This window comes from Flagellimonas alginilytica, assembly GCF_042134605.1.
Taxonomy (GTDB): Bacteria; Bacteroidota; Bacteroidia; order Flavobacteriales; family Flavobacteriaceae; genus Flagellimonas; species Flagellimonas alginolytica.
The window spans coordinates 3,361,893-3,383,574 of the sequence record NZ_CP169638.1 but is presented as its reverse complement, the minus strand read 5'-3'; the positions used below and the strand labels follow the sequence as shown (position 1 = coordinate 3,383,574).

General features: G+C 38.8%; 17 protein-coding genes. 13 read left to right on the top strand and 4 right to left on the bottom strand.

Translation table 11 applies throughout. The features are described from left to right. The first annotated feature begins 177 nt into the window (after positions 1 to 177). The 4 genes from ABTP35_RS15140 to ABTP35_RS15125 all read left to right on the top strand — a co-directional run bounded on the left by ABTP35_RS15140 (position 178) and on the right by ABTP35_RS15125 (position 7,748). Positions 178 to 3,474 carry a gliding motility-associated C-terminal domain-containing protein gene (locus ABTP35_RS15140; RefSeq protein WP_293295293.1) on the top strand — a complete coding sequence of 1,099 codons (3,297 nt, stop codon included), beginning with the start codon at positions 178 to 180 and terminating at the stop codon, positions 3,472 to 3,474. 48 nt (positions 3,475 to 3,522) lie between these two features. After that, the gene (locus tag ABTP35_RS15135) at positions 3,523 to 4,479 is read left to right on the top strand and encodes a type IX secretion system membrane protein PorP/SprF (RefSeq protein WP_293295294.1); all 957 of its coding nucleotides are present in this window, start codon (positions 3,523 to 3,525) and stop codon (positions 4,477 to 4,479) included. Positions 4,480 to 4,489: 10 nt separating this feature from the next. Beyond that, on the top strand, positions 4,490 to 6,421 hold the full coding sequence (locus ABTP35_RS15130) for an OmpA family protein (RefSeq protein ID WP_293295295.1): 1,932 nt from the start codon (positions 4,490 to 4,492) through the stop codon (positions 6,419 to 6,421). A gap of 115 nt (positions 6,422 to 6,536) precedes the next feature. Beyond that, a complete protein-coding gene (locus ABTP35_RS15125; protein ID WP_375334301.1) occupies positions 6,537 to 7,748 on the top strand; it encodes a hypothetical protein in 1,212 nt (403 codons plus the stop codon). 43 nt (positions 7,749 to 7,791) lie between these two features. Here the strand turns inward: ABTP35_RS15125 and ABTP35_RS15120 are convergent, their stop codons facing one another. From ABTP35_RS15120 to ABTP35_RS15105, 4 genes are read right to left on the bottom strand one after another with little or no spacing between them, the layout of a single operon-like run. Beyond that, complete coding sequence (locus tag ABTP35_RS15120; RefSeq protein WP_293295297.1) at positions 7,792 to 9,258, bottom strand: polysaccharide biosynthesis C-terminal domain-containing protein; 1,467 nt, start codon at positions 9,256 to 9,258, stop codon at positions 7,792 to 7,794. Next, positions 9,258 to 10,526, bottom strand: coding sequence for a glycosyltransferase family 4 protein (locus ABTP35_RS15115; RefSeq protein ID WP_293295298.1), 1,269 nt, complete (start codon positions 10,524 to 10,526; stop codon positions 9,258 to 9,260). The genes ABTP35_RS15120 and ABTP35_RS15115 overlap by 1 nt, the downstream gene beginning before the upstream one ends. After that, complete coding sequence (locus ABTP35_RS15110; RefSeq protein ID WP_293295299.1) at positions 10,526 to 12,958, bottom strand: YfhO family protein; 2,433 nt, start codon at positions 12,956 to 12,958, stop codon at positions 10,526 to 10,528. Before ABTP35_RS15110 ends, ABTP35_RS15115 begins: the two co-directional genes overlap by 1 nt. A gap of 24 nt (positions 12,959 to 12,982) precedes the next feature. After that, entirely contained in the window at positions 12,983 to 13,243 is a 261-nt protein-coding gene (locus ABTP35_RS15105) for a DUF4834 family protein (protein WP_293295300.1), read from the bottom strand. Positions 13,244 to 13,329: 86 nt separating this feature from the next. On the opposite strand from ABTP35_RS15105, the gene ABTP35_RS15100 reads away from it, so the two are divergent. From ABTP35_RS15100 to ABTP35_RS15060, 9 genes are all read left to right on the top strand, one after another. Then, the gene (locus ABTP35_RS15100) at positions 13,330 to 14,298 is read left to right on the top strand and encodes a transporter (RefSeq protein WP_252079684.1); all 969 of its coding nucleotides are present in this window, start codon (positions 13,330 to 13,332) and stop codon (positions 14,296 to 14,298) included. A gap of 80 nt (positions 14,299 to 14,378) precedes the next feature. Beyond that, positions 14,379 to 15,497, top strand: coding sequence for a GTP cyclohydrolase (locus tag ABTP35_RS15095; RefSeq protein ID WP_293295301.1), 1,119 nt, complete (start codon positions 14,379 to 14,381; stop codon positions 15,495 to 15,497). Between the two features lie 146 nt (positions 15,498 to 15,643). Beyond that, positions 15,644 to 16,759, top strand: a complete 1,116-nt coding sequence (locus tag ABTP35_RS15090) for a tyrosine-type recombinase/integrase (RefSeq protein WP_293295302.1) — start codon at positions 15,644 to 15,646, stop codon at positions 16,757 to 16,759. A 480-nt stretch (positions 16,760 to 17,239) separates the two neighbouring features. Continuing rightward, positions 17,240 to 17,872 (top strand): hypothetical protein, encoded by a 633-nt coding sequence (locus ABTP35_RS15085; protein ID WP_375334300.1) that lies wholly within the window; start codon positions 17,240 to 17,242, stop codon positions 17,870 to 17,872. Positions 17,873 to 17,879: 7 nt separating this feature from the next. Beyond that, positions 17,880 to 18,236: a hypothetical protein gene (locus ABTP35_RS15080; RefSeq protein WP_375334299.1), complete on the top strand. Its 357-nt coding sequence runs from the start codon at positions 17,880 to 17,882 to the stop codon at positions 18,234 to 18,236. A gap of 153 nt (positions 18,237 to 18,389) precedes the next feature. Next, positions 18,390 to 19,334: a hypothetical protein gene (locus ABTP35_RS15075; RefSeq protein ID WP_375334298.1), complete on the top strand. Its 945-nt coding sequence runs from the start codon at positions 18,390 to 18,392 to the stop codon at positions 19,332 to 19,334. A 185-nt stretch (positions 19,335 to 19,519) separates the two neighbouring features. Beyond that, on the top strand, positions 19,520 to 19,891 hold the full coding sequence (locus ABTP35_RS15070; RefSeq protein ID WP_375334297.1) for a transposase: 372 nt from the start codon (positions 19,520 to 19,522) through the stop codon (positions 19,889 to 19,891). Continuing rightward, positions 19,849 to 20,766: an IS3 family transposase gene (locus ABTP35_RS15065; protein ID WP_375334520.1), complete on the top strand. Its 918-nt coding sequence runs from the start codon at positions 19,849 to 19,851 to the stop codon at positions 20,764 to 20,766. The genes ABTP35_RS15070 and ABTP35_RS15065 overlap by 43 nt, the downstream gene beginning before the upstream one ends. A gap of 41 nt (positions 20,767 to 20,807) precedes the next feature. Further along, entirely contained in the window at positions 20,808 to 21,635 is an 828-nt protein-coding gene (locus ABTP35_RS15060; protein WP_375334296.1) for a hypothetical protein, read from the top strand. Positions 21,636 to 21,682: the final 47 nt, after the last annotated feature.

Below are 21,682 nucleotides of genomic sequence, written 5' to 3'. Positions count from 1 at the left end.
ATTCGTTACCTAATAACTGCTTGGTAAAGAAGATATTTGCCCCCAAATTGTGTGTTCTAGTCAACCTAATAATATTGGTTTGTACATGTTTTACGATCAGCCTATAAACTAGGGTCGATAGGTTTACACACCTAAAAACACAACCACTTTTATTGCAAGAGTATTAAACCATTCAGCATGAACAATACTACTTACTCCAAGGCATTTATCAAACCTATTTTGATTTTAGCAACATTCGTTCTAACCTTATTAACATTACAATTTGGTTTTGCCATAATCACTGACAAAGTATTCATCCTGGCAAATGAAGCCGAATCAAGAAAGAACCCTGTCCTTGTAAATACCGATCAACCATTTGTTCCCGATATCTCCATAACCGTTGGTGGCAATCCTTTGGATGCTATTGAGGGAAATCCAGGCTGTAATCTGATTTTATATGAAATTACAGTAACCAATACGGGTGACGAAAACCTCGTGAACATAGAAATATTCGATGATTTATTTGATGGAAATCTTGTTGGTCCAACGGAAAGTTTAACAGAGGACAATATCTTGGAGGTTGGTGAGGAATGGACATATACTGTCGCCCATGTAACAACGGTACAGGAAAAAGTGGCCCAACAAGTTGAAACTGCTACTGTAGTTACAGCAAATGTTCAAGGACAGCCCGATCAAATGGTCAATGATAATGATTCCACGGTAATTGTACTACCTGCATGTCCATCAAACACAGATATTGCCGTTGTCAAGGTAGGCGTACCCTTGAATGCGCTAGAAGGAGGCCCCGGATGTAATTTGGTACTGTATCAAATTAGTGTTACCAGTGAGGGAGGAAACAATTTGGAAAATGTAGTGCTAAATGACCCTTTACTGGGAGGGGATTTAGTTGGTCCTGATGGTGGCGACGATAACAACAATAACATATTAGAACCCGGTGAAACATGGATATATACCGTACCATACATAACATCGGTTCAGGATAAATTTGCAGAAGAGGTCGTCAATCAAGCAACGGCAACAGCAAATATTGAGGGAGATTTAAATGCCATAGTCCTCGACCTATCCGATGATGACAGCGTATTGGAAAATGACGAGACCGTTACGATTTTACCATCCTGTCCATCAAAAACAGACATTGCCGTTGTTAAGCAAGGGGTTGCTTTGGAAGACGTTGAGGCAGGTCCTGGATGTAACTTGATTTTATATGAGTTTACCGTAACCAATCAAGGTGTGGATATTCTGGAGAATGTGGTTTTAAATGACCCTTTGCTCGGTGGGGATATCGCCGGACCATTAACAGGAGATGAAAATAATGATGGATTGCTAGACGTAGATGAAGTTTGGATTTATTCCGCGGTCTACTTAACTACCCAACAAGATCTGATCAATGGCTATTTTGAAAACCAAGCAACTGTCTCCGCCAATCTTCTAGGGTTGCCCAATGAGCTGGCTATCGACCTTTCAGACGATGACAGCGTACTTGAAAACGACCCAACAGTTGTAGATCTGTCTTTTTGCGCAGTACCGGATATCGGATTAATAAAAGAAGGAAATTTGTTGGACATTGACGCCGACGGCTGTATAGAAAGTATCTTGTACACATTTACTGTTACCAACTTGGGCGATGTGGACTTAGATGAAGTCATACTCGAAGACCCCTTGTTCAATGGGGCCATTGCAGGCCCGGACTCGGAAAGCATTCTGGAAAATGGCATCCTTCAAGTAGATGAAGTATGGGTGTATACTGCAATATATGCTATTACGCAAGAAGATATTGATGCCACTCTGGTAATCAACCAAGCTACAGTTACGGCAGAAGTGGTGGATACTGAAAATCAAATATCCGACCTGTCAGATGATGACAGCAATTTTCAAGATAGTCCAACTCGCACAGAAGTACCAGATGATGCCTGTACCGAAGGAGCACCAGGCATTGGGCTTATTAAAGAAGGTACCGTAATTGATGTTGATGGTGATGGTTGTCAGGAAAGCATCCTATATACCTTCACTTTGACCAATATCGGTGATGTAGATATTGATGAAATCATGTTGGAAGACGAACTCCTTGGCGGCGAGGTGCCCGGCCCTGTAGATGGATCCGACATCAATGATGACAGTATCCTATCCGTAGGCGAAACGTGGACCTATGAGGCCATTTATTCCATTACCCAAGAAGACATAGACAATGCCGCTGTGGTCAATCAAGCAGAGGTGAACGGAGAGGTCATTGACACAGAAATTGTAGTATCCGATTTGTCCGATGAGGATAGTCTTTTTGAGAATGAGCCCACAAGGACGGCCGTACCGGACGATTCATGTACTGATGGAGGAGGTATTGGATTGATTAAAGAAGCTGAATTAATCGATATTGACCAGGATGGTTGTATAGAAAGTATCCGTTATACCTTCACTATTACAAATGTTGGAGGAATCGACTTGGAAAATGTTTCACTAAAAGACGAAGTACTCTTTGGACAAGAAGAAATACCAGGTCCAGATTCTGAGAGTATCAGCGAAAATGGAATACTTCAAGTCGATGAATTATGGGTATACACTGCTGTTTACCCTATCACCCAAGAAGATATTGACAATGGTTTTGTAATCAACCAAGCCATTGTCTACGCAGAGTTAATAGACTCAAATTTCATTGTCTTCGATTTATCCGATGATGATAGCAACTTCGAGGATACCCCAACTAGAACAGAAGTTCCCAACGATGCGTGCCCTGGTGACGGAGGGGGTAACGATACTCCACTGTTCGGAATCGCAGTAATCAAAATTGGAACTGGCATTGACTTGGACAACGATGGTTGCGATGATAGTATAAGGTATGACTTTACCGTAATAAATACAGGTACGATCAACTTGGAAAATGTAGTCCTTACAGACCAGCTACTAGGTGGAACCGTAAATGGATTGGAAGTTACCGAAGAATCACAAGATGGCATATTGGAGCCTGGTGAGGAATGGTTGTATACTGCAATATATAATCTTGCACAAGTGGATATCGATGGCATCTTCGTGGATAACCAAGCCGTGGTAACCGCAGATATAATTGATACCACGGATTCCGTTTTTGATAATTCCGATGATAACAGTTATGAAGAAAACGACATTACTTCCATGAATGTAAGCGGCTTTTGTGAATATTCCGGAGGAGGTATTGGTTTTGAAATTTTCAACGGAATTACGCCCAATGGGGATGGCATCAATGATTATTTTCGAATTCTGGGTATAGAAAACTATCCGGACAACAATGTGAAAATATTTAATCGTTGGGGGGTTCAAGTCTATGAAGTCAATGGTTATGGACAAGGGAACAACCTATTCTACGGAATTTCCGAAGGTAGAGCTACGCTCCAGCAAGATAGGGAGTTGCCCAGTGGAACCTATTTCTACATTCTAACATTTACCGGTGAAGATAATCCTGGGAAAGAAAGCTATTCGGGCTACCTATATATCAACAGGAATTAATACGGCCGACCAATAAAAAAATCACAAATCTAGAATTTTATCAAGAGGATGATACATCTTAAAAATTATAGAAACTTTGGGCTTCTGGCACTCCTGTTTCTATCCGCAACAGTGGCAACAAAGGCCCAACAGGATCCACAGTACACTCAATATATGTACAATACCCAGGTGGTAAACCCGGCATATGCCGGCAACAGGGAAGTATTGAGTTTTGGCCTTTTGGGTAGAACACAATGGGTAAGTCTCGAGGGGTCTCCCGAAACGGGTACATTTACAGTAAATTCCCCTATTGGACTTTATGATAATATGGGACTTGGACTATCCATTGTTTATGATCGAATAGGTCCGGCAATGGAATCCAACGTGGTAGTGGACTACTCATACTCCATAAACCTATCATATGACACAAAATTGGCATTCGGCATAAAAGCTGGATTGGATATGTTGGATGTGGACTATAGTAAATTGAACATTTTTAATCCGAACGATGCCTACTTTCAGACCAATGTGGATAATGAACTGAGACCGCAAATCGGTGCTGGTTTATATTTAAACACAGATAAATTCTACGCTGGTCTTTCCGTTCCCAATTTTTTGAATTCCCGACATTATGATGAAAGTGCATTGGAAAATGCGGACACTAATGACATAGCTATCGAACGCTTGCACTATTTCTTCATCACCGGTTATGTTTTTGATTTAAATGAAAACCTGAAGTTTAAACCTGCAACCTTGGTAAAATACGTAAGTGGTTCTCCATTGCAATGGGATGTATCCGCAAACTTTCTGATCAATGAAAAGTTTACTTTGGGGGCATCTTATCGATGGACTGCTTCGTTAAGTGCGTTGGCCGGATTTCAAATATCACCGAACTTCTTCGCAGGTATAGCCTACGATTATCAAACTACCGATATTGAAATGTACAGTGATGGATCCTACGAAGTATTTCTTCGTTTCGATATTTTCAAAAAGTCAGACCGAATTATAACCCCAAGATTCTTTTAATACAATCACCATGAAAAGAAGCATTCTAATACATGTGTTTTCCATCTTTTTGTTGGTCGGGAGCACATTCGCTCAAGAAACCAAAATAAAGTATGCCAATGAAGAATTTGATAATTACGACTTCATAGATGCCCGAAAAATATACCTAAGCGTGGTGGAGGATGGTTATGAATCAGCACAAATATTTGAGAAATTGGGAGATACCTATTACTTCAATAGTGAATATGCGAAGGCCAACCAATGGTACGGTAAACTCATGGAAAAATACCCAAATAATATTAAGCCCGAATACTATTACCGCACAGCACAAACGCTCAAAAGTGTTGGGGAATATGATAGGTCCAAGGCGATGATGGAAAAGTTCTGGAAATCTTCACCTTCCAATATGGCGAATGGGCAAATGGATAACTGGAAGTCCTTTGAAGAGCTTAAAGAACATCAAAACAAAAAATTTAAAGTAACCAATATTACAACGGATTTGACGGGTTCGGACTTTGGCCCTTCATTTTATGGAAATAAAATTGTCTTTGCATCCTCATCCATCAATACGGAAGGAAATAAGGTGCATGATTGGAACGGTCTTCCCTATTTAGATCTGTTTGAAGCTGAAATCAATGAAAATGGAAAACTGACCAATGTTAAATCATTGAAAGGGGATATCAATTCACCTTACCACGAATCCTCTGCCGTATTTACCAAAAATGGGAAAACGGTATACTTTACGAGAAATAATTTTATCGATGGTAAAAAGAAAAGGGGCAAAAAACGTTTGGTGAGCTTAAAAATCTATAAAGCCACAAAGAATGATGATGGAACTTGGGGCAACGTACAAGAACTTCCATTTAATGATGACTCCTACTCTACCGCCCACCCCGCCTTGAACATCGAGGAAACCCGATTGTATTTTTCCTCCAACCGACCGGGGTCCATTGGTGAATCCGATTTATGGTATGTGGACATTCTTAACGCCAATGAGTATGGTGAACCCATCAACTTGGGTCCCAATATTAACACCGAACAACGGGAGACATTCCCATTTATAAGCGACAGAAATACACTGTTCTTTTCCAGTGACGGCCATCTTGGACTTGGAGGATTGGACATTTACAAGGTTTCCAGTGCCAATGACATCGATTCAGGAGGTATTGTGAATTTGGGGCAACCTATTAACTCTAACCAAGATGATTTTGGAATCATTGTAAGAGAAAATGAAAAACTGGGGTACTTTTCTTCAAACAGGGAAGGAAACAGTGGCAGCAGTTCGGATGATATCTACGCCATATCAGAGAATTGTATGCCAATCATCTATGGAGCGATAACCGATGCAAATACCGGTGATCCACTCCAAGGCTCAATGGTGTACCTTTTGGACGAAGACAACAATATTATTTCACAATTGGTTACAGAATCCAACGGTAATTATGAGTTTGATGAGGATATTGAATGTGAAAAACATTATGTGGTCCGCGCTTCAAACGATGAAAAAGATTACCAACCTAAAGAACAATTGGTAACGACTCCAGAGGGTTCTATGATGCTGCAGGTCAACATAGCCCTTACACCCCCCGATTGCCCTGTATATGATTTGGGATGCAGACTAGATCTACAGCCCATTTATTTTGATTTTGACAAACACAGCATACGCCCAGACGCAGAAGTGGAACTAGCCAAAATATTACAGGCCTTGAAGCAACATCCACAGTTGAGCATTCACATTGAATCCCATACGGATTCCAGAGGTAATGACGAGTACAATATGCAATTATCCAACAGAAGGGCCAACTCCACACTCGAATGGTTGGTTGGTCATGGAATTGACCGCAAAAGATTATCCTCTAAAGGATATGGAGAATCTCAGCTCATAAATAATTGCTCTAATGGTGTAAATTGTTCAGAAGAAGCACACCAATTGAACAGAAGATCTATGTTTATCATAAAATAAGTTGTTTTCTAGTTTTTTCAATACTGTATATCAGCGTGTTATATTTTTTGGCACGCTGATTGCTTAATACAAGGTGGGTGTAAATATTTGCATCTGGAACTTAAAACCTTGTAGTATGAAAAAGTTAGTACTCATTATAGCAGCGGTTGTTTTTGGAATACCAAGTATCCAAGCAGAAACAACAAATACAAAGGTTACCGCACCTAATTATCGATATGGAAATTCTTTCATCTTTGTAGAAGATGGGGTTACTTTTTCCGTTTATCCCGATGGTGAGTTCGATTTCTATATGGACAACAGGGTAAATGTTGGCGTAGGAGCTAGAATTGGCAATGTCGGTATCACTTTTAACTCCGGATATAACTACAATCCATTTGTTCAGTACGATGATTACGGTGCTGTAATACAAGTAGAGAACACCCCTATTTTTTACGATTACTATGGTCGTGTATCACAAATAGGAAATGTGGATATCTGGTACAACAATGGTAGGGTACGGAGAATTGGTGGCCTACAAGTTTACTATAATGGTGGAGTTTTTAGTCACTACACAGGGTTTATCAATGTATATAATCGAAGATATGTGTACAGACCTTTTCACAGATATTTTATAAGACCGACCGTTGGTTTTTGCAACGTATACACTAGACCGTACAGAAGGTATTACAGACCTGTTCGATATACATATTATACACCCTATAGATACAATCCAAGACGTGCTTATGCAAGAGTTGGCAAAGTCTATAGAAATGATAACAGGTATAGAAGGGACAAAATCTATAGAAATGACAGAAGAGTTTCTGTAAGGGACAATAGCGCCAGAAGGGCCGATTATGGAAGAAGCAATGCAACGGTGTCCAAAAATTCCTCAAGAAGAGGATACTCAACAGCAAACCGTTCCAGCAATACCTTAAAAAGAAATACGGTGGCTTCAAGGAGTTCCAGTAGCAATAATTACAGAAAATCCAACAACGTTGGTCGATCAAGTAGAACTGTGACCACCAATACAAAGGTCACTCGAACTCCGAACAAGAGAACCGCGAGCACAAGAAAAGTGACCAGTAACTCACGAGGGACCACTGTAAAACGCACAAGTAGTAGTACATATAAAAAGCCTCAATCGGTAGCAAGGTCTTCCAATAGAACAACGCTGAACAAAGGCAACTCTACACGCAGAACAGTGTCCAAAAGTGCAAGGCCAAGTGTCAAGAAAAGCACCGTGAGCAGAAAAAGTAGTTCAAGAGCAACGGTAAGCCGGAGTTCTGGCAATAGAAAAAGTAATACAAGTGCTTCAAGGTCCTCGAGATCTTCAAGAAGTAACAATTAGAAAGATTTTTTAGGTTGGTTAGTTGTATGCCCCGTAGCTGAATTTATTCGCTACGGGGTATTTTTTTGAGCCATTTGGACAATATTCCGGATACATCCTCTGAAATATTAAAACGGTACAAAATACCTAAGTACATTACAGATACCAATATGGATTTTAAACCAATATTTATTATCGGATGAAATTGAAACTGCACAAAATCGAACAGTACAATCAATAAGACCAAGGTCGAAAAAACCTTAAATGTCGCCGAGGTAAAAGGCAAAATGCCAAATTTCAGCTTCACAAAAACCAATTTTACCAGATTAAAGATAAAAATAGAGACAAAACTGGCCCATGCAGCCCCTTCCATACCTAATTTGGGAATCAACAAAAAGTTGAGCAAAATGGTCAAGGCAGCCAAACAGACCCCGAACAACAACACCGTTTTATAGTATTTAGAGTTGTACAAGATAGAATTTATGTTTCCCAAAAGTGAATCCATAACCTTGGCCAAACCGATCAAGAACACAATGGTGAAGCCATTTCTATAATTTTTGGGAAGCATTAAATATAAGTCGTTGAGGTTTAAAATAATCAAAATGAACAAGATGCCCGAAGCAATGAACAGTGTTAGGGAAGTTTTTTTGTACAAAGTATCCAGACCAGCTTCATTTTTGGTATTCAATAGCTCTGCTGTTAATGGATAAGTAATCTGGTGCATGGCACGAGACGGTACAATAATCACAGTAGCGATATAAACGGACACTCCATAATACGCCACATTTTCTATACTGATGAACTGATTCAGCATCACTTTGTCTATTTCCAACAAAACCAGGGATGCAGATCCTCCCAAAATAATTAAAAAAGAATAGGACAGGATTTCTTTGGTATAGTTCGGAAAATTAAAACTAAACTTGGGCATCCGAAGGGAAAAAGCATACATTTTAATGATCAGTGTCCGCAATAGATACAATCCTACCAAACATTTGAAAAACATATCCAATGAGATCACATCAAAATAAAAAAGGACAAGCAAAAGGGACACCCCTACCCTGGCAAAAACCTCCTTCATAAAGTTTCCGAAAACCGACTTTAGATGCACCTTGGTCCAGGAGTAAAATACTTCAAAATAGCCCATCGCTAGTCCCACAAAAAAGACATACCACAGATAATCCTTTACCATAGGGTTTACTTGGGACACCCAATCGCCAATGGGATCGTACCAAATCAAGCCGACCAAGGCAACGGGAACTACCCCGAGCAGCGGAACCAACAACATCAAGGTAAAAAAACCATCTTTTTCGGTCTCTTGATGATTGCTATAAAACTTGATCATGGTATTGTGCACCCCAAATGCCATTAGCGGCATTAATATGGCTCCCGAAGCCAAAATAAAGGTTACCAGACCGTAATATTTGTCCGGCAGTATTTTGGTATACAGAAACAATGTATTAATAGCTCCAAAAAAGAACCCCAAATACGTTACTACTGTATTTTGTATGGATTGCTTAAGAACAACGCCCATTAGATAAATTTAGCCAAAGATTCCGTTAACGCCCGTCTGTGATATTGCTCCACTCCTTCTGAATTACAACCTAAAGTTCCTTTTTCGTACTGATGGAATGCCTCCAAAAGTACAGTTTTTAAAGTCGCTACATTATTATGCAAACAGAACGTTCCTGCTTTATGGTCCACGACCATAGCACCCGCCTCCCAGCCTTGTGGTCCTATGGCCAAAATAGGTCGCTTGGCATTCAAATATTCGAACAGTTTTCCTGGAATAATACCTTTGGTTTCTTTGGAATCAATCTCCAACAGCAATAGCAATTGTGACTTTTGCTGGGTTTCCAAAACCTTATCGTGTGGAAGATAGCCCAATTGTTCCACATAGTCGGTAAGTCCAAAATCCTTAATGGATTGTAGCACTTCCTCCCCCACTACACCTGCCAGTTGGATATGTAAAGCGTCTTTGAACAATTCATTTTCAGACAATAGTTCCTGTACAGCTTTCCAAAAACCTAAAGGGTTTCTGCCTGTCAACAACGAACCAATATGTGAAATGGTAAACTTTTTATCCAAGGCAACCAATGGCAATTCATCATCAAAACCATTGGTGATCACTTTAATGGGCTTGGGAGTTATGGCCTCAAATTCCAATTTTGTGGTTTTGCTTGTTACCACGATCTTATCTGCTCGTAAAAGAACGCCTTTTTCCAGTGCCTTATGTTTTAAATGGGCATAATTGGTGAGACGTAAACTTTTGTGGTACCCAATAGTGGTCCATGGGTCTCTAAAGTCGGCGACCCATTGGATATTGTACTTTTTTTTGAGTCCAAGTCCGATCAAATGTAAACTGTGCGGTGGCCCTGTTGTGACAATAGTGGTTATGCCCTCGTCCGCAATTACCTTCGCCAAATAAGAAATGGATGGTTTTACCCAAAGTTTCCTCGCATCAGGAATAAAAAAGTTACCGCGAATCCAAAGCAGCACCTTCTCTATAAAAGATGGATCTTTCTCCTTTATAATTCCAGAACTTATGGTCCTTGTTTTCTTTTTGGACAATATTGAGGCCCAACCGTAGGGCTCTTTTATGGGACGTTTCAGTATTCGGATGGAACTTGGAACTTCGTTCACCAGCTTGTTATCGATTATCGGATAGCTGGGGTTTTCCGGAACATAAACGATGGGGTCCAACCCAAGTTCGGGCAAGTATTTTACAAATTTGAGCCATCGCTGTACACCTGGTCCGCCCGCCGGAGGCCAATAATACGCTATGACCAAAATTTTTCGCATTAGGCCTCTTCTTTTTTACGCGAGAACAATGTAAAGCCCAGTCCCCCAACTATAATTATGCCAAGCAGGATGTTGGCCACCAAGCTGATCTGACTACCAGTTTCCACCACCTCGGGCTCAAACTTGAATTCGATTTCGTGCTCACCAGCGGGTACCTTGATACCGCGAAGTGCATAGTTTACTTTGTAATGTTCCTGAAATTCACCATCTACAAAAGCATTCCAGCCCGATGGATAATGCATCTCGGAGAATACGGCAAAACCAGTATTGGGGTTTTTAGATGTATATTTTAGGTAATTGGGGCGGTAATCCACCAAATCTATTCTTGCCAACGAATCTGCTGTGTAACGCATCTTGGTCAATTCCGGATATTGCGCCGTGTTCACCACGGCCTGTGTCTTGGAATTAAAATCGCCCAGTTTTTGGATTGCCTCGTTGGCAGATGAAACGGCCACCAATTGATCCACAAACCAAGCATTACCGTTGGCATCTGGATTTACAGCCGGAAAACTATTGCCTTCCTCATCTTGTTGGATAATATATTTAACATTCAACATATTAAGAACCTGAAGGTTGTTCTGGTACAAATGATACTCGAACAGATCTTGCAGTGCCCGTGGTTTCGCAGCATGGTAGCCACCGATCGATTTATGAAAATAGGAGGTTCGTGAACCATTTAAGCCTTCCTGAGGGTCAAAAACACGATAAATGGAATCGTCCTGCATGATCATTTGGTCTATTTGACTGGCTTGGAACGGTTGGTTTACTTGACGCTGACGTACAAAATCGTCCTCGTTCACGTACCTAAGGTCCACTCCTACCAGATCAAAAAGAATAAGGGCGCCAAGGGCAAATACCAAAACGTTTTTGTTGATTTTCTCTTTAATAAAAAACCACAATGCGGCTGCGGCCAAAAGAACATAGACCAACGAACGAATGGTGTCGCTAACATAAACAGCTTCACGATCGCGTAAGATCATGGACATTAACTCATCTCCAAAATATCCACGGTACATTTCGTCCCGGGCACCTTCAAAATCAAAGAAACCTTTTAACAATAAGATCACTATGCCCAAACCAGCGGTTATAAAAAAGCTCCATTTTAAAGCATTTAGTTTTTCTTTTTGACCTGTGCTGGATTTAAACAGTTCCCAAACCCCTAAAATTCCAAGCACCGGCAAACAGAGTTCCAGCACTACTTGTATGGAGGATACGGCCCGGAACTTATTGTACATGGGAAAATAATCTATCATAAAATTGGTGAGCAAAGGAAAATTCTTGCCCCACGATAAGAGCAAGGCCATAACAGCTCCCGATAATAACCACCATTTTTTTCTTCCATCAACCAAAAAACCGCCCAACACAAACAAAAAGAAAACGATCGCGCCTACGTAGGCAGGGGCTGCTACAATGGGTTGATCGCCCCAATAAAGTGGTAGGCCACTCGAAAATTCCAATGCTTTGGTGGGGGTCAGCCCTTGATTGGTCAAGTATTCATAAGCTTTGGAATCCTTGCCCAGGTTCTCACTGCCCGAACCACCAAAAAGTCTAGGTACAAATACATTTAGGGATTCCATTACCCCATAACTGTATTGTGTAATGTAATCGTAGTCCAACCCTGTGGAAACGGCTTTTTCACTTCCATCGGGGTTAATGGTGAGTTCGGATTTTCCACGGGTACTCCAATCGGCATACTCCTTTGTAGCCAGCAAACTTGTGGCATTGGTAAAAACGGAAAGAACAACGGCCAAAACCAAAATTCCTACTGAAACAAAAAAGTGTTTTAGTTCTTTTTCCTTAATGGCATAAATGAGATATACCAAACCCATTAGTAGCACCAAAAGCATAAAATAATAGGTCATTTGGTAGTGATTGGCACTTATTTCGAGTGCCATGGCCAGTGCAGTGAGTATAAATCCTAGAATATATTTTTTTCGAAAAACGAGTACAACCCCGCCAAGAACCATTGGAATATAACCCAAAGCATGTGCCTTGGCATTGTGCCCCACGCCAAGAATAATAATCAGGTAGGTAGAGAAGCCAAAAGCTATGGCTCCAAGGGCCGCCAACCTAAAATCAACCCTAAGGCAAAGCAACAGAATGTAAAACCCTATAAAATATAGAAATAAATAATCGGCGGGTCTCGGTAAAAAACGGATCAGACGATCTAACTCTTTTACATAATTATGGGGATAATTGGCTCCCAACTGGTAGGTGGGCATGCCGCCAAATGCACTATTGGTCCAATAGGACTCCACACCCGTGGCATCCTTGTAGGCATCCCGTTCCTGGGCCATGCCCTTGTACAACGCTATATCGGATTGATAAATAGCTTTTCCCTGTAAAACTGGATAAAAATAGACCAGTGATGCAAGAATGAATAAAGCAATAACACAAATATGGGTGATAATGGCTTTTGGAGAAAGATTCATGGATAGGTTTTGATTCGGCAAATATTAATCAATTTCCTCAAAATCTATGTATTCTCCAACTTTTTTTGAAGGATTGGATCTGCGATGTGGTTTTTTGGATATGGTGGTCTCCCCTTCCCGTGTTTTTGTATGTCCAAAATCCCCAGGATTTCCGAACTGCTGCTCAAAACGCTCGTTGGTCTTGCGCATGGCGTAATTGAGCAATTTCGGCGCCAACCATTTTAACAGGAATTTAAGCCCGTAGTATACTAATATGAATATTAAAATCGTTTGTAATAAAACCATATAACCTCAGTTATTGAATCAAATTTACACTGTTAGTCCCGCAAACCCATAAAACGTATCTTAAAATAGTATTAAAAACCAGTTATATGGACATTTCCATAATCAAAAAGAAATTCTTTTTACTCGCTTTTTTCCCCACCATTATCTGCGCACAATATACCGATGTGATCAATTCCAACCGCCCGGGCAGGGCCGCAAGTGCCTATGCCGTTGGTAAAAATGTGGTACAGGCAGAAGTTGGCTTGCTGTACGAACAGCAGGACAATGCGGACTTAAACTCCGACTCCAACATTTTTGGTGCCGATTATGCCCTACGTTACGGATTGCTTTTCGAGGAGCTGGAAGTGATCATGGAAGGTACGTTCATTACACAGAACATTACTTATCCGGACTTGGGCATCGAGGGTTCGCTCACTAATTTTTCCAGAAATCGTGTTGGATTAAAATATTTGGTCTTTGACCCCTACAAAGATCCTGCTCGGAGCAAACCCAACTTGTACAGCTGGAGGGCCAACAACCTTTTTCAATGGAAAAACCTGATTCCGGCCGTATCGGTGTACGGTGGTGCGAATTTTGTATTGGGCGATAATCCGTTCTATCCCGGCGAACCTACAATTTCGTACCGTGGTGGAATCCAAACACAGAGCAGGCTATCCCCAAGGTTTGTATTGATTTCCAATATTGCCTACGATCGCATTACGACCGATACCCCCGAATGGCGATACGCCCTTTCGGTAACCCATGCTTTTCGTGACCCCAGATGGAGTGTCTTTTTTGAGGGACAGGGCATTTCCGGGGACCGCTATTCTGATATTATCCTAAGGACCGGGGTGGCCCGTTTGATCAATCCTAATTTTCAGGCCGATATCCATATGGGGTCGGGTTTTAAAAACGACCCTTCCCGTATATTTGTAGTGCTCGGTTTTTCGTATCGCTTGGATTTTCATAAAGATGAACTTATCCCGATCAACGAGCAGCAATCTGGCATGAACGGGAAAATCAAAAAGAACTCCAATAAACGGAAATCAAAAAAGAAGAGAAAAAACCGTGGTTAATCCATGGATTTTTACGTTTTACATCATCTTATTTTTCTAGCGCAAGTAATATTCATAATATTGGGTATTAATTTGCAACTATGGTTACCATAAAACAGGTTTCGTCCAAATCGGACCTTAAACGATTTGTGAAATTCCCTTTCTCGCTCTACAAAGGCTCCCCGTATTGGGTACCCCCTATTATCAATGATGAAATGGAGTCTTTTGACAAGGACAAGAACCCTGTTTTTAAAACAGCGGAGGCGCAGTTTTTTTTAGCCTACAAGGATGGTAAGTTAATGGGTCGGGTAGCGGCCATAATAAATTGGTTGGAGGTAAAGGAACAGGGGCTTAAAAAAATGCGCTTTGGTTGGTTCGATTTTGTGGACGACCTGGAAGTTTCCAAGGCCTTGTTGGACAAAGTGAAGGAAATCGGTAAGGAAAACCAACTCGATTATATGGAAGGTCCTGTAGGTTTTTCCAATTTGGACAAAGTGGGCGTGCTCACCGAAGGTTTTGATCAAGTTGGCAATATGATCACCTGGTACAATCACCCCTATTATCAATCTCATTATGAAAAGCACGGGTTTACCACGGAAAAAAAATACTCCGAAAGCAAATTTTTGGCGGCCAATGCGGACCCCAAACTTTTTGAGAAAGCCAATATGCTCATCAAAAAACGATTCGGGCTCAGAGAACTCAACTTTAAGAAAAGTGCCGATATTATGCCGTGGGTGGACAAAATGTTCGACCTGTTCAACGATAGTTATGCCAAACTTTCTTCCTTTGTTAAGATCACGGATATCCAAAAGGAATATTTTAAGAAAAAGTACATTGGTTTTATAAACCCGGAGTATATTAAGTTTGTGGTGGACGCCGAGGACAATATGGTGGCCTTTGCCATTGTAATGCCCTCTTTCTCGGAAGCTTTGCAAAAGGCCAAGGGCAAATTGTTCCCGTTCGGCATTTTCCATTTGCTCCACGCCAGAAAACACAGTAAGGATGCCATTTTCTACCTTATCGGCATTCATCCAAAATACCAGAACAAAGGTGTTACGGCCATTATTTTTAACGAGTTCCACCACACTTTTAAAAAGCGTGGCGTTGTGAATTGCATTAGAACCCCCGAACTGGAGGACAATCTTGCCATACAACAGATGTGGAAGCATTTTGACCCCAAGGTAATTCGTCGTAGACGCACTTATGTAAAAAACCTATAGTCTCCCCTTTTTCCTCAAGCATCGGTACCAAAATAGCAGACAGTATTTGGGCCAAATAGTTACACTGATCGTTTACAAATTTGATTTTGTATTTTAACGGACAGGTTTACCGCGTAGCACCCCCTATTTATTTTAAACGAAATAAAATGAAATCCGTAAAATTGGTTTTAGGGACAAAAAATGGGGTGGACATTATCCGTATCGACTATAAATCGGACACAACATTAAGGAAACATCTATTAAAGCTGCCGGTATTGCAGCAGGACCTTCTGGATGGTACATTCTATCTGGAAAACTCCTCAAATAATCTAAATCTTATTTTCAATCATTTACGAAAAATCGGATGCTATGTGGACTATTCGGAGGTGAGACAAAAAAAGAGAGGACTCCCCAAAAATAAAAAGCCGTTCTTTTTACCTCCTTTAGGTCCAAAACAACAACGAGATCTACATAGTTTCAGAAAGTGGTTGATGGAGAAAAGATTGAGCCCAAATACCGTGAATACTTATGTAGAAGTAAGCGGTTTTTTTGTTAGGTACGCCATCCTAAAAAAATCAAAAATCTATTCCAAGGCATTAGTGGAGTCCTTTAATTATGATTTTATCGTGAAAGAAGGGAAATCAATTTCATACCAAAACCAATGTATCAATGGTATCAAAAAATATTTTTTGTTCAAAAATATAGCTATGGAGGCCCTAGATCTGGTGAGGCCAAAAAAGGAAAAGAAACTTCCTGTTGTTTTGAGCAAGGAAGAAATACGGTCCATAATAGAGGAAACACACAACTTAAAACACAGAACGTTACTGTCCTTGATCTATTCGGGCGGATTGCGAATCGGTGAGGCCATCAATTTAAAAGTGACCGATATTGATAGTGATCGAATGTTGGTCCATATTAAGGGAGGAAAGGGAAAAAAGGACAGGTATACCTTGTTGTCCCAGAGTTTTTTGGAAACGCTACGTACTTATTATAAACAATATAAACCGAGTAAATATGTATTCGAGGGTCAGCGTTCGGAAAAATACAGTACTAGCAGTGCGCAATGGGTATTAAAAAAAGCTGTTTTTAAAGCGGGAATTAAAAAAGAGGTTACGTTGCATACACTTCGGCACAGCTTTGCCACACATTTATTGGAAAACGGTACCGACATTAGGTACATACAGGAACTATTGGGCCATAGCAGTCCCAAAACTACAATGATCTACACCCACGTTACCGAGAATAGTTTTAAAAATATTAGCAGTCCGTTTGATGATCTATAAAAACAGTATATTGCATTGTAAGAAAATAACACAACCGGGCTAAACTGAAGAAGCCATGTATAAACTTGGGCATAGTCTTCCATTGTGGGGGTATAAACTCAGTAAAGTTCGGCATATAAACAAGTTGGCAACAATATGAACGAAACGAACAGCATAGAAAAAATTAAGACTGAATTGATTAATTCGTGTGTGAATTACGATACAAAATCATTTATTCCTTTTCTGATGTCAAAAAACGTTCTGACTGGAATGCCAAACAAAACAAGATTTTATAGTTTTTTCAAACATATGGTTAGTTGTACAAAACAATGTTCGGAAGGACAACTAACATTCAAAATAGAACACGAAAAAAGAATAAATAATCAGAGAAATTATTACTTAAATTTTTACGACAAAATTCATAAATATTCCCGTTTATCAATCGAAGTCAGAGAAACGAAAGAAAATATATATCTCGACACATTACCATTTTAAAAGCTTATGGATGATTTTATGAAAGAATGCTTTATAGAAGCATTTTCAAAAACAAACATTGATGATATTTGGAAAAATAGAACATCAAAAACCGACATTCTACCGATTGAAACCGACTTGCCTATTCGCAACAAACTAAATGATGTTGGTACTCGGAATATTGAGATTATGCTTCAATCACCTTTTGGTTTAATGTACAAAACTCTTGGACTTGTCGAAAATGACCAAATAATAATTCCTAACGAATTTAGCAGTCTAAAATCTCAAGTTGATTTTGGAAACTTCAAAACTTTCAACTTTAAAAGAGAAATTGACATAATGATTGGAGCTTTTTCAATGGATAGTCTTTTACAAGCAGTTGGTAATGAAGACGTGGACTTGTACAAAGCCAACGGAATTGATTTTGAAATGGTAAAAGCATTTGACGGGACAATGCAAACATTTACAAAAGAAAAAGATGGTTTAGACTTTTTCAATCCTTTGACAAGACTTCAACAAACTGAATTGGATGGTAATCCTATTTCAGCTTTTAAACTTCGTTCTCAACCATCAGGAGTTTTTCCAACAAACAATTCTCATCAATGGTTAGAGCGTTTAGCACCACAAAGACTAATGGCTATAATGACAATGGAACAATGACTACAGTATGACTGAAAAAGAGATAAAAGAATTAAAAGATTCAGTTCATATGGAGTTAGCAGGTTATTTAACTTATAAGTCCAAAGGAGAAAATGGACTTGATAAATTCGATGCACTCGAAATAGCATCTCACATATTTGCTGACTTCTCATTGAGGTTAATGGATATTCACGGAGAGCCGACCAGAGAAAGAACAAAGACTTTGATGAGAATAGTAAATGAATTTTACCAAAATGCGTTTGGTAATCAATTTGGGCAAAAAGATTTTGAATATTATACCAAAAGGAGTATGGAATTACTTCAAGATGTAGAAAATCGAAAAGAAAATATTGACAATTATTTTAAATCAATTTTACCGAAATAAATACTGTTGCCAACAACGTGTATAGCTCATTGCGGCTGAATTCCTAATCGGAATTCATTGCAATTTGCTATCTTCGGTTTACGGCGGAAAATCCTCGCGGATTTCCCGCAACGAGCCATACACAAAACCGTTGTAAGCAATTTGACCAAATCAATGAAAAAGTATTTAATCTTTCTTATTTTAATTTCAAACTTTTGTTTCGGACAATCTGAATCAAGACAAAATTTTGTCATAACATTAAACGTTCCTGAATCTGAAAGAAACAGTAATGAATCCTTTAAAAAAATTGCGACTGAAAACAAGATTAAGAGAATCAAATTTTACGAAGAAAAAGAAATAGTAACAGATTTAATTTTTGACAAATTTGGTAACATAGTTGAAGACACTGATACATCCAATAAAGTTATTAGCAAGACCAAATTTGAGTTTGACAAACATAACAGACTAACTAAACTTTCATTTTTTACACCAAAAGGAGATTTTAAATATGGCTACGAATATAAATATGATGGACCATACAGAACAGAGTATGAAATTGGAGATTCAATTCCGACTAAAAGAACTCTTGAGTTAAAAGACGAAAACATCACTATATATTCTGACTTTAATGAAAATAAGGAATGGGAATTAAATAGTGTAATATTCAAAAATGACGACAAATCGTTCGATAGGGAATTAAGATATAATAATGATGGCCTATATTCTGAATTCAAATATTTCTACAACCCAAAAGAAAAAATTGGTGGAACAAAAAAAATCAGTTATTTCAATGGGATTAAACTAAACGAAGAGGATTATTCTGCATATAAAACAGATTCCAATGGAAATAGAATTGAGAATTTTAATCCGAGAAATTTAGAAACGATTTCATCATTCAAGTTTAATGACAAGAATCAGATAATCGAAACCAAATATTACACTAAGTCGGAATATTTTGAATATAATGAAAATGGTTTTATCAAAACCAAAACGATAGAGGACAGAAATGGGACAACCATACTGACTTTTTTCTATGAAAACTCATTACCGAAAAAAATTGAGAAAGTTAACGGGAATAATAAATTGACTTTTAGATACGAATACGAATTTTACAAATAAAAAACTGCTTACAACAATGGCTATAAGTAATTGCTTGTTCTCGCCTACTTCTGAAAATCCTTGCGGATTTTCAGTTTCGTGTGTACTTGCAAAGTTAAGTGCTAAAACACGCAACTACTCATAGCCGAGACCGTTGTAAGCCATTTTGACCCGTCCTGAATAAAGGCTACATAATTCTTACAATTATGTATAAAAATGACAAAGTAATCAGACGGTATTCAGAATCTTTCAAACTCAAAATTTTAGACGAACTTACCACTGGAAAATTAAACAAGTATCAACTAGGTAAGGCTTACGGTATTGCTCCTACCACCATAAATGAATGGATTAAAAAGTATAATCGTAAAGACCTTATGAATACCAGAGTAACTGTGAAGACTAAAGATGAAATAACTCGTATTAAAGAGCTTCAAAAAGAGATTGAACAACTTAAAAAATTACTCTTAAAAAAGGATATGGATGCTTTAGTTGAAGAATCCTATCTTGAAGTAGCTGCTGAACAGCTTGGTTATAAATCTGTCCTGGAGCTAAAAAAAAAGCTAAATATAAAGCCCTGATAAAAGCTAGGGAAAAATCTAAGGGGTTTGCTTCTTTACTTACTATTACTGCCTGCTTTGACCTTAAACGTGATGCTTACTACAAATATAAACGTAGAGCTGACAAACGTTTAAAATTTGAACAACAGGTATTGAGAATAGTAAAGCAAAAACGCAAATCCCTACCTAGAGAAGGCGTGCGTAAACTCAAAAAATCTTTGAAAGATGAGTTTGAAAAAGCTAACCTTAAAGTAGGTAGAGATACCCTATTTAATATTCTTAGAAAGTACAATATGCTGACTCTTAGAAAGAAACCTAGCTACAGAACAACAAACTCTTTGCATAGGTTCTATAAGTACAAAAACATCATAAAAGATGTGCGGGTTACTAGACCAAATCAGGTCTGGGTAAGTGACATTACATACATTAGAACAATAAAAGGGTTTTGTTACCTAGCACTCATTACAGACATGTTCTCACGTAAAATCGTAGGATATGACATCAGCAACAGCTTGGAACTTAAAGGTTGCGAAAGGGCGTTGAACAAAGCAATATATCAAGCTAAAAATACCTGTGCTGAGCATAGTCGAAGCATTAATGGACTTATTCATCATTCCGATAGAGGTATTCAATATTGTAGCAACGTCTACACGCAAATTTTAAAAAGAAATGATATCTGTATTAGTATGACTGAGGATAACCATTGCTATGAAAATGCAATTGCAGAGCGCGTCAATGGCATCCTTAAAGACGAATTTTATCTTGACCAGACCTTTGATAGCTTGGAACATGCAAAAAGAGCTACAAAAAATGCAATCAATCTCTACAATGAAATAAGATTACATTTATCTTTAGAATACAAAACACCAAATATGGTATATAAATTAACAGCGTAAATCTATTTTTAACCTGTAGCCATATTTCAGGACTAGACATTTTGAAAAAATACATCTTAATACTCGCTTCGATAATTTTAGTTTCCTGCTTGGCAAGCAGAGAGGAAAGGATTATTGAAAAACTACGCTTGGAGTTGGAATCAAGAGGTCTTGAAATAGATACCACAGACTATTTCAATATCTGGATAAGTCCAAAGGACTTCAAGCTGGAACAAGTGACGATTAATATTACGGACTTTGGTTCTTTGGAAAATCGAGATTCCCTTAATCTCAGAATTATTCAAGAGGCAGAAGAAATTCAAACTTGGTTTGAACTACCGGATTGGAATGACACTTTAAACATTTTCTCGCCCACTCTTTCCATAGATGTTAGAGATCAAGTTTTCAACATCTATAAAGAAAAATTTACAGATAAATACTTTTTGAGCTTTTCACATATCAACACAAAAACTCACAAAATGACTCCAATCGGGTCAAGACTGCTAAAACATTGGAAGTTATCGGAAAAGGAGTTCTATGAATGGTCTAGGCAGCACTTGGAACACCTATTTTCTAGACAATCAAAATTGATTAAAACGGACTTTCCAAATAAATCAATATTTCAAATAAAATCAAGTAATGAGCGTCTCCCCCATGCTTTAATTTTTACGGAGAATTTCCAAGAAGAGGCAGCTGAAAAAATAGGCTACCCTTTCCACGTAATTTTAAATCCATACTTGCCAGTCTATGTTACCAATGATAGTGATTTACAATTTTTGAAAGAATATCTTGGTACACTGGAATTGAAAATAAAAGAACAGGACAAATTACCAACGGAACTTATAACTTATAAAGAAAGTGGGATTGAGCAAGCTGTATTGGAAGAATAAAAAACGGCTTACAACAATACCTATAATCCATTGCGGGCGGAAATTCC

Coding starts and splice junctions, on each gene's coding strand:
- ABTP35_RS15080 (WP_375334299.1), top strand. CDS start 17,880: ATGACTGAAAAAGAGATAAAAGAATTAAAAGATTCAGTTCATATGGAG.
- ABTP35_RS15135 (WP_293295294.1), top strand. CDS start 3,523: ATGATACATCTTAAAAATTATAGAAACTTTGGGCTTCTGGCACTCCTG.
- ABTP35_RS15085 (WP_375334300.1), top strand. CDS start 17,240: ATGGATGATTTTATGAAAGAATGCTTTATAGAAGCATTTTCAAAAACA.
- ABTP35_RS15130 (WP_293295295.1), top strand. CDS start 4,490: ATGAAAAGAAGCATTCTAATACATGTGTTTTCCATCTTTTTGTTGGTC.
- ABTP35_RS15115 (WP_293295298.1), bottom strand. CDS start 10,526: ATGCGAAAAATTTTGGTCATAGCGTATTATTGGCCTCCGGCGGGCGGA.
- ABTP35_RS15090 (WP_293295302.1), top strand. CDS start 15,644: ATGAAATCCGTAAAATTGGTTTTAGGGACAAAAAATGGGGTGGACATT.
- ABTP35_RS15120 (WP_293295297.1), bottom strand. CDS start 9,258: ATGGGCGTTGTTCTTAAGCAATCCATACAAAATACAGTAGTAACGTAT.
- ABTP35_RS15105 (WP_293295300.1), bottom strand. CDS start 13,243: ATGGTTTTATTACAAACGATTTTAATATTCATATTAGTATACTACGGG.
- ABTP35_RS15075 (WP_375334298.1), top strand. CDS start 18,390: ATGAAAAAGTATTTAATCTTTCTTATTTTAATTTCAAACTTTTGTTTC.
- ABTP35_RS15140 (WP_293295293.1), top strand. CDS start 178: ATGAACAATACTACTTACTCCAAGGCATTTATCAAACCTATTTTGATT.
- ABTP35_RS15095 (WP_293295301.1), top strand. CDS start 14,379: ATGGTTACCATAAAACAGGTTTCGTCCAAATCGGACCTTAAACGATTT.
- ABTP35_RS15125 (WP_375334301.1), top strand. CDS start 6,537: ATGAAAAAGTTAGTACTCATTATAGCAGCGGTTGTTTTTGGAATACCA.
- ABTP35_RS15070 (WP_375334297.1), top strand. CDS start 19,520: ATGTATAAAAATGACAAAGTAATCAGACGGTATTCAGAATCTTTCAAA.
- ABTP35_RS15110 (WP_293295299.1), bottom strand. CDS start 12,958: ATGAATCTTTCTCCAAAAGCCATTATCACCCATATTTGTGTTATTGCT.
- ABTP35_RS15100 (WP_252079684.1), top strand. CDS start 13,330: ATGGACATTTCCATAATCAAAAAGAAATTCTTTTTACTCGCTTTTTTC.